We start from the raw sequence: 9,322 nt of genomic DNA, 5'->3' as shown, positions 1-9,322 counted from the left end.
TAGGCTGCCCTAACTTCGTGAAGGCTATCCTATATTCAAGGAGCCGAACACTCCTACCCAGAGGGGCCTTTCCGCGCTATGAGCACCGGATTCCAGCATGTGCCGAATGACCTCACCGAGGGTTTCGTGCCATTTCCCGAAGACCGCGCCGAGCAGTACCGGCAGGCGGGCTACTGGACGGGACGCCCCCTGGAGTCCCTGCTGATCGACGCGGCCGTGCAGCGACCCGACCACCCCGCGGTCGTCGACGTCGACGACTCGCTCACCTACGCCGAGTTGGTGGCCCGCGCCGACACGGCCGCGGCGGCGCTGGCCGGACTGGGTATCCGCCCCGGGGACCGAGTGTTGTTGCAGCTGCCCAACTCCGTGCGGTTCGCCGTCGCGTTCTTCGGTCTGCTCCGGGCGGGTGCGGTTCCGGTGATGTGCCTGCCGGGCCACCGCACGGCCGAACTCGGGCACTTCGCCGAGGTCAGCGGCGCGGTGGCCCTGGTGATCCCCGACGAAGTGGGCGGATTCGACTACCGCGAGATGGCCGCTCAACTCGTGGCGGACCGTCCGGCGCTGCGGCACGTCATCGTCGACGGCGATCCGGGGCCGTTCCTGTCCTGGACGGCACTGGCCGACGGCGGCGGCCGGACGCCGCAGCGCGGACCCGTCGACACCTCGCTGCCCGCGCTACTGCTGGTGTCCGGCGGTACGACCGGGCTGCCCAAGCTGATCCCGCGCACTCACGACGACTACGTCTACACCGCGGTGTCGAGCGCGCAGGCATGTCACTTCACCTCAGACGACGTCTACCTGGTGGCGTTGCCTGCCGGTCACAATTTCCCGCTGGCCTGTCCCGGCATGCTGGGAGCGATGACCGTGGCGGCGACGACGGTGTTCACCGCCGATCCCAGCCCGGAGGCGGCGTTCGCGCTCATCGACGAACACACGGTCACCGTCACCGGACTGGTCAACGCGCTGGGCAAACTGTGGGCGCAGGCGTGTGAATGGGAACCCGTGCTGCCCACGTCGCTGCGCCTGGTGCAGGTGGGCGGGTCACGGATGAGCCCGGAGGAGGCGCGGTTCATCCTCGACCGCCTGACCCCCGGCCTGTCGCAGATCTTCGGGATGGCCGAAGGCATGCTGAACTTCACCCGGCCGGGAGACCCGGTCGACGTCGTCGTGCACACCCAGGGCCGGCCGGTGTCGCCGCACGACGAGATGCGGGTGGTCGACGAGTCCGGCGTCGAGGTCGGCCCGGGTGAAGAAGGTGAACTGCTCGTGCGCGGGCCCTACACGCTCAACGGGTACTACCGGGCCGACGAGGCCAACGCCCGCTCCTTCAGCCCCGACGGTTTCTACCGCACCGGTGACCGGGTCCGGATCTTCGCCGATGGTCCGCTGGCCGGCAACGTCGAGGTGACCGGGCGCATCAAGGACGTCATCCACCGTGGCGGTGAGACGGTCTCGGCCACCGACCTGGAGGACCACCTCCTCGCCCACCCCGGCGTCTACTCGGCCGCGGCGGTCGCGCTGCCCGACGATTATCTGGGCGAGAAGATCTGTGCGGCAGTGGTTTTCCGCGGCAAGCCGGTTACGCTGGCCGAACTGAACGCGTTCCTCGACGAGCGCGGGGCGTCCACGCACGCCCGGCCCGACGTGGTGGTGCCGATACCCGCGCTGCCGCTGACCGCGGTCGGCAAGGTGGACAAGAAGAAGATCGTCGCGCAGCTGACATCCTGAGCCAAACGCGCCATGGACCCGGGCCACAAGCGGTAGCGTCTGCCTCACGAGCTGGGCGGGAGACGACCATGAAGCGCTGCATCGTCGGAGGATTGGCTGCCCTGCTGATGGCTGCGCCGGTGATCGCCCTGGCGCCGCCGGCCGGCGCCGGTTGCGTGTACGGCGGGCCCGTCCTCGGCAAGTGCGACGGACCGATCCAGCCGGACGGCACCTGGGAACGGTGCGTCACAGTCGCTCAGCTGATTCCTCGCGGCGCCAGTTCCTACCTTGTGCCCGCGAGGAACTGCCAGCTGATGGGCCCCGGCCGGCCGCCTGCGGATCCCAACTTCGCCGACCCCCCGGTGAACATCGCCGGCTGAGCTCCCCACGCGCGCTTTCTCGGTGAAACACCGGACAGCCCATTCGACGCAGTCAAGCGAGTCGATGCGGGCAGCTGTGATGTGTCAGGCCATCACACCCTGGCGGGTGGACCGAAGTTGTCGGTGGTCGAATGTATGTTCGAATTATGTCGGGAAACGACCTGCAGGCCGCGGTGGCGGCTTTGCGTGCCGCCTTCGACGAGGTGGCCGCCTGCAATGTCGACTTGCTGGCCCGGTCCGACCTTGTCGAAGCCCTCGATGAACTCGAAACCCTTGGGTGCCAGCTGCCCACGATCAGTCACCGCCTGCTGGCCCGCCTGCAGAACGAGGCCACACCGAAAGAAATGGGCGCCAAATCGTGGAAGGACGTGCTGTCGATCCGCTGGCGGATATCCACCTCTGAAGCCAACCGCCGGTTGACCGAAGCCGCGTTGTTGGCGCCGCGTCAGGCGTTGACCGGACCGTCGCTGCCGCCGGTGCTGCCCGCCACCGCCGCCGCCCAAGCCCACGGGCTGATCAACGGTGAGCACGCCGAGGTCATTCGCAAGGCCGTCGACAAGTTACCGGGTTTCGTGGACGCGGTCACCCGTGAGCAGTTCGAGGTCAACCTCGTCCGCACGGCAGTCGGTGTCGGTCCGAAGGAACTCAAAGACGCGGCTGACCTGACTTTGTTCCTGCTCGATCAGGACGGGCCCGAGCCCGACGACACCGAACGGGCGCGCAAGCGCGGCGTCAGCAAGCACAAGCAACGCGGTGACGGAATGGCCGATCTGAGCGCAACGTTGACTCCCGAAGGGTGGGCGGTGTGGGAGGTGCTCTTCGCCAAGTACGCCGCGCCCGGGATGTGCAATCCCGACGATCCCGAACCCTGCACCTCGGGGACGCCGTCTCAGGCTCGGATCGACAATGACCACCGCAGCCTCGCCCAGCGTCAACACGACGCCATGGTCGCCGTCGGGCGCATCGCCCTGATGAGCGGTGAACTCGGGAAGCTCAACGGGCTGCCGGTGTCGATCATCATCCGCACCACCCTGCAAGACCTGGAGTCCCGCGCCGGGGTCGGTGTCACCGGTGGAGGCACGGTCGTGCCGATCGCCGATGCGATCCGGATGGCCAGCCACGCCAACCACTACCTGGCGGTGTTCGACGGTGCCACCGGATCGGCTCTGAATCTGTTCCGCGCCAAACGGATCGCCTCCCCGGCGCAGCGGATCATGCTCACCGCACGCGACGGCGGATGCACCAAACCCGGCTGCACCGTCGGCGCCTACGGCTGCCAGGTGCATCACGCATCGGCCGACTGGGGCGACGGCGGCAACACCAACGTCGACGAAAACGGCCTCGCCTGCGGGCCCGACAACCGCAGCGTCGACCAGGACGACGGCTGGACCACCCGCATGAACGACCACTGCGAGGTCGAATGGATACCGCCGGCACAGTTGGATACCGGCCAAGCCCGACTCAACCACTACCACCGCCCCGAACGGCTACTACGCCCGCCGAATGACCCGGACATCGGCGGCGAACCGGTTGCCTCAACGGAGCCGGCTGACGCCAACGACATCGACATCGACATCGACGACACGGAACTGAACGCTGAGCTGGCTGCCGACGTTGAGGAGACCGGCCACGTGACGGTCGCCGCCTCTGTGGCCGACGGGGTCCACGAGACGGTCCGCTTGGAGCAGGCGACCACATCACTAGCCGACGGCGACGGGAACCGCCCTGCAGAACCGAGCTCACCGACCCAGTCCACAGACAACGCCGGTGAACCCGGCGGCCCTGCACCCCCGGAAACTCGGGCGGCCTGACCGCCGCACATCCTCGACACCACACCCGCACCGCATGACTTCGCGACGGGTGAGTTCCCCCGCTGCACTGCCGCCGCGCGACGCAGACGTGCAGAGTCCTACGGCGCCGTCAAGGTCCAACTAGACCGCAGGTGGGTGGACCGCAGCAAGATGTCAAGCCGGTCTGAAACCCTTTAGTGGCAATGCGATATCGACAGGGTGGATCTGTCTGTCGTCATCTGAAACGGCCTCTGACGTCACCGACATGACTTCGACCAACCACCCTTCCGGTCAGGCGGCAGATTCGTCTGCGAGAGCGAGCAATTCTGCGATCCGCTCGGTCACCGCCGCCGCGGTGGGGTATTCCCACAGCAGCGTCGGCGGCAGGGCGAGCCCGGTCTGCTTCTCCAGTTGCCTCCGCAGGGAGACGGTCATGATGGAGTCGACGCCGATCTCCACCAGCGGGAGACGGGTGTCGACACCATCTGTGGCGCAACCCAGTTCGGCCGCCACCGCGGTGAGCACCTGCCGCGCCGCCCAGACCGCGACGTCCACATCGCCGCGGTCCTCGACCTCAGTGGGCGCCTCACCGGAATCGGTGGGTGCGACGTCGGCGAGGATCGGCACCGCGGCCGCCGCAGGCAGCACCGGCAGCACCACGACATTGGCGTCGTCGTCGCGCAGTGCGGAGTCCAGTGCCCGCATCGCATCATCGACGCCGACGGTGCCCATACCAAGCGCGTCGAGTTGGGCGGCGACGAAACCGGAGGCCGACCCCATGCCCATACCGCGCCACGCCGTCCACGCCACGCTCGTGGTCCGGTCACCGAGACGGCGCCGATAGCGGGCGAATGCGTCCAGATAGGCGTTGCCGCAGGCATACGCGCCCTGGCCCGGGAAACCCGCGAGGTAACCGCACGATGAGAACAGCACCATCCAGTCGAGCTCACCCGGCGGGAACAGCTCGTGAAGTGTGGACATCCCGTCGACCTTGGGCCGCATCGCCGCGCCGAGGTCTGCCGGTGTCGTATTGATCAGCAGCGCACCGGCTTCCACCCCGGCGGCGTGGATGACCCCGCGCACCGGCGGCAGGTCGGCCAGCGTCGCGCGCAGTGCCGCGGCCGCGCCGGGCGCGCTGACGTCGACGGCCGCCACCCGCACCGTCACACCCCGCTGTTCGAGTGCGGAGACCACCGCGACGGCCTCGCGGTCGCTGTTGGCACGCCAGGTGCTGCGCTCGGGGATACCGGACCGCGACACCAGCACCAGCCGCCGTGCTCCCAGGTCGGCCAGGCGCTGCGCCAGCCGCAGGCCCAGTGCCCCGGTGCCACCGGTGATCACGTAGGTGCCCCCCGGGGAGCACTGCATCGGCGCCGCCTCGCCCGCAGCGGCGTTGGCCAGCCGGGCGGCGTACGCGACACCGTCACGCACCACCACCACGCCGTGCCCGGCCAGCGCGGTCAGGGCCCGCACCGGCAACCGGTCTCCAGCCACGTCGAGCACGCCGCCCCACAGCTGCGGATGTTCGGCGGCGGCCACCCGGGCCATCCCCCACAGCGGTGCGTGGGCCGGGTTGTCACCCTCGTGCACCTGGGAGGTCAGCACCCACATCCGGGCCCGGCTTCCCGACGCGTCGAGATGCTGCAGGGTGTGCAGCACGGTTTCGGCCGACGCCTGCGGCGTTTCGTCGGCGCGGGGCAGCACGAGCACCACCGAACCCGCTGCGAGCTCACCGAGATCCGTTGGGTCGCTGATGTTCCGATGCGGGACGCCGGCTTCTGCGAGATCGCGGGTCACGAAGTCCAGCGTCGTCGCGTCACCGCCGACGAGCGCGACCTCGCCGGGCGGATCGCTGTCCGGCCACTCGACCGGCTGCCACACCACGTGGTGCAGCAGACGCACGGTGTCGCGGCCGCTGGGGTTCTCGAGTTCCTCGAATGCCATGCCCGTCAACGACACCGAGACCGCGCCGGACTCCTCGGCGAGTACCACGTCGGTGACGGTGCCGGCGGCGCGGCGCCGCACGTGCAGCAGCGCAACGGCGGGGGGTTTGTCGTGGACGTGCACCCGCTCGATCCGGGCCGGCATCCGCAACCGCGGCGGGCCGTCGAAGATCGTCGAAGCCGCCGACGTCGCCGCGTCGAGCAGCCCAGCCCAGGTCGCCGGCGTCGAACCGTCGGCGTCGGCCGCCACGCGCGCGAAGAGTTCACCGTCGCCGCGGTGCAGTTCGAGCACCTGCCAGCCGAAGCCCATCGCGGCCACACCGAGTGTCGCCAGCGTGTCCACGACGCGGGTGGACGGCAGCGCTTCGGTGCAGCGCGAGCGGATGTCGTCCTCGTCGAGCACGGTGAGCGCCGGTTCCCCGCCGGGCGCGGCCAGCGCGGTGCAGTGGGTCAGCCAACCGCCCTCGGCCGCATCGTCGTCGTCGACCAGCCGGGACGCCAGGGCAAGCGAGCGGTCCTGGGACACCACCTGGATGTCGCGGGCGCGGCCCGGCGGTACGGGCGTGCGCAGCCGCACGTCGGCCAGATCGGTTCCGGCGGCGGTGAGAAACGTGTTGAGCAGCACCGCCGCGGGGACGATCTCGGTGCCCTGCACGGGATGGTCACCGGGATAGGGCCGCGTCGAGAAGTCCAGTCGCGTCTGCCACACCCGGGCGGGGACGGCTCCGGTCACCTCCATCGGACCGCCGAGCAGCGTGTGGGTGTCCGGCTCGTGCACACCCCGACCGCCCGGCGGTGCGGTGGGTGTGCGCCAGTGCCGCCGGTGCGCCCACTGTGTCCCGGGAAGGTCTGCCGCCCACGGAAGTATGGCGGTGAACCCGTGCGCCACCGGAGCGCCATGGCAGTACAGCGATCCGACGGCGGCGGCGACGGCGGGCAGCTCCGGTTGGCCGCGGCGCAGGACGGGGACCACCGCGTGGTCGCCGATCCCGATGTGACTCAACGTCTCCACGACGGAGTGTGCCACCACGGGGTGTGCCGACACCTCGAGGAACAACCGGTGTCCGTCCTCGGCGACGGCGGTGACGGCTTCGGCGAAGCGCACCCGCCCGCGCAGGTTGGCCACCCAGTAGTGCTGATCGCGCGGTGCGTCCGACCGAGGATCGGTCAGCGCGGTGGTGTACAGCGGCACAGCGGCGGGCCGTGACGGCCCCAATCCTGCGGTGAGACGGGCGAGTTCGGCGGTCAGCGTGTCCATTGCCGGGCTGTGGAACGCCACGTCGGTGTTCACCCGGCGCACCATCAGACCCTCGTCGGTCCAGCGCGCCGACATGTCCTCCACCGCCGCGACGCTGCCCGAGATCACCGTCGACTCCGGTGACGCGCTGATGGCCGCCACCACATCGGTGCGCTCCCCCAGGCGCTCCTCGGCCTCCGCGAACGGCAGCCGGACCAGGGCCATCGCCCCCGCGCCCGCCACCGACCGGAAGCCACGCGCGCGGTAGCAGGCCACCGCGGCGCCGTGGGCGAGGTCGAAGACGCCGGCGACGACGTTGGCGGCCACCTCGCCGACGGAGTGGCCGATCACGGCGGCCGGACGCACACCGTGTTCGCGCAACACCGCGGCCAGGCCGACCTGCATCGCGAACGTCAGCGCCTGTACCCGGTCGGTGCCGCCGAGTTCGCCGGTGCGCAGCGCCTCCCGCGGCGAGAACCCGAGTTCGGCGGTGAACACCGGTTCGACCGCATCGATGACCGCGGCGAACGCCGGCTCCGCGGTGAGCAGTTCGCGGCCCATCCCGGACCAGTGGGACCCGTGTCCGGAGAACACCCACACCGCGCCGTCGGCCGCGCCGGCCAGTACGGAACCGGTGACCACCGACGGGCTGCGGCGCTCGTCGGCGAGCGCCTCGAGTCCGGCCACGAGTTCGTCGCCGTCGGCCGCGACGACCGCGGCCCGCACGGGCTCGTGTGAGCGTCGCGCCCACAGTGTCGCAGCCACCTCGTCCATCGAATGTGCCGATGTCCGAACGTGATCGGCGAGTACACTGGCTTGACGGGCCAGACGCGCCGACGACCGCGCGGACAGCGGGATCACCGACGGCGCCGGCCCGTCCGCATGCTCGGCACGGTCACGGGAGGGCGCCTCTTCGAGCAGGACGTGCGCGATGGTGCCGCCGTAGCCGTAGCTGCACACCGCTGCGCGCCGCGGGCTGTCATCGCGACGGGGCCATGCCTCGATCTGCGTCGGCACCCGCAGTCCGCTGGTCGGCCAGTCCACGGCGGGGGTGAGCGCACGGATACCGGCGGTGGGCGGGATGACCTCGTGCTGCAGCGCCATCGCCGCCTTGATCAGCCCCACCACCCCGGCGCCGCCCTCGAGATGACCGGTGTTGGGCTTGACCGATCCGACGCGGCACGCCTGGCCGCCGGCGCGGTCCGCACCGTAGACGGCGGCCAGCGCGTTGAGCTCGACCGGATCACCGGTCGGCGTCCCTGTGCCGTGCGCCTCGACGAATTCCACTGTGGCGGGAGGTATTCCGGAGATCTCGCAGGTGTGCCGGAACAGGTCCGCCTGGGCGGTGCCGTTGGGAGACATGATGCCCACCGTGCGCCCGTCCTGTGCCACCGCGCCGCCGCGCACGACGGCGATCACACGGTCGCCGTCGCGCAGGGCGTCGGCGAGGCGTTTGAGCACCACGACCGCGGCACCCTCCCCGCGCCCGTAGCCGTCGGCCTCCGCGTCGAAGCTCTTGCAGCGGCCGTCGGGTGCGGTGGCGCCGGCCTGGTCGAGGACCCTGGTCAGCCCGGGCCCGATCAGTGCGCTGACGCCCCCGGCCAGCGCCAGCGACGTCTCCCCCGCCCGCAGCAGTTGGCACGCGTGATGGACGGCCACCAGCGAGGCTGCACACGCCGCGTCCAACGCGACGCTCGGGCCGCGCAGATCGAGCAGGTGTGAGACGCGGTTGGCGATCCCGCACAGCGCGGTGCCGATCCCGGTCCATGCCTCGATGCCCGGGAGGTCCTCCATGATCAACTTGCCGTAATCGTCGGAGTTCACGCCCATCAGCACCGCGGTGTCGCTGCCGGCAAGCGACCGCGGCGGCACGCCGGCGTGTTCGAGTGCCTCCCAGGACACTTCGAGGGCCAGCCGCTGCTGCGGATCCATCAGTTCCGCTTCGCGCGGTGAGACGCCGAAGAACTCTGCGTCGAATCCGGGGAGGTCGTCGAGGAAGGTGCCCCACGGCGTCGTCTCACGCAGTACCGCGGCGTTGCGCGGGTCGCGCCGCAGGTACGGCTCCCAGCGCTCGGCAGGCACCTCGCGCACATGGCTGCCGCCGTCGAGCAGGAACGTCCAGAAGTCTGCGGGGGTGGTGATGTCACCGGCCAGGCGGCAGCCGATGCCGACGATGGCGACAGGCTCGGGGCCGGGTGTCTGGTTAGCCTTGCCTAACTCAGTCGACATGCGGACAATATTCGCACAGCCGGCCCGATCCGGGGT

4 protein-coding genes are annotated in these 9,322 nt (G+C 70.3%); 3 read left to right on the top strand and 1 reads right to left on the bottom strand.

Annotation, left to right across the window (positions count from 1 at the left end):
• The first annotated feature begins 78 nt into the window (after positions 1-78).
• The 3 genes from I7X18_RS10560 to I7X18_RS10550 all read left to right on the top strand — a co-directional run bounded on the left by I7X18_RS10560 (position 79) and on the right by I7X18_RS10550 (position 3,898).
• Complete coding sequence (locus I7X18_RS10560; RefSeq protein WP_193047215.1) at positions 79-1,728, top strand: (2,3-dihydroxybenzoyl)adenylate synthase; 1,650 nt, start codon at positions 79-81, stop codon at positions 1,726-1,728.
• 68 nt (positions 1,729-1,796) lie between these two features.
• Positions 1,797-2,087, top strand: a complete 291-nt coding sequence (locus tag I7X18_RS10555; protein ID WP_193047214.1) for a CDGP domain-containing protein — start codon at positions 1,797-1,799, stop codon at positions 2,085-2,087.
• 131 nt (positions 2,088-2,218) lie between these two features.
• Positions 2,219-3,898 carry an HNH endonuclease signature motif containing protein gene (locus I7X18_RS10550; protein ID WP_193047213.1) on the top strand — a complete coding sequence of 560 codons (1,680 nt, stop codon included), beginning with the start codon at positions 2,219-2,221 and terminating at the stop codon, positions 3,896-3,898.
• A gap of 270 nt (positions 3,899-4,168) precedes the next feature.
• On the opposite strand, the gene I7X18_RS10545 is transcribed toward I7X18_RS10550, so the two are convergent.
• Complete coding sequence (locus tag I7X18_RS10545; RefSeq protein WP_193047212.1) at positions 4,169-9,286, bottom strand: type I polyketide synthase; 5,118 nt, start codon at positions 9,284-9,286, stop codon at positions 4,169-4,171.
• Positions 9,287-9,322: the final 36 nt, after the last annotated feature.

The sequence above is a fragment of the Mycolicibacterium baixiangningiae genome (assembly GCF_016313185.1).
Lineage (GTDB): Bacteria > Actinomycetota > Actinomycetes > Mycobacteriales > Mycobacteriaceae > Mycobacterium > Mycobacterium baixiangningiae.
This window is presented reverse-complemented; position numbering and strand designations above follow the sequence as displayed.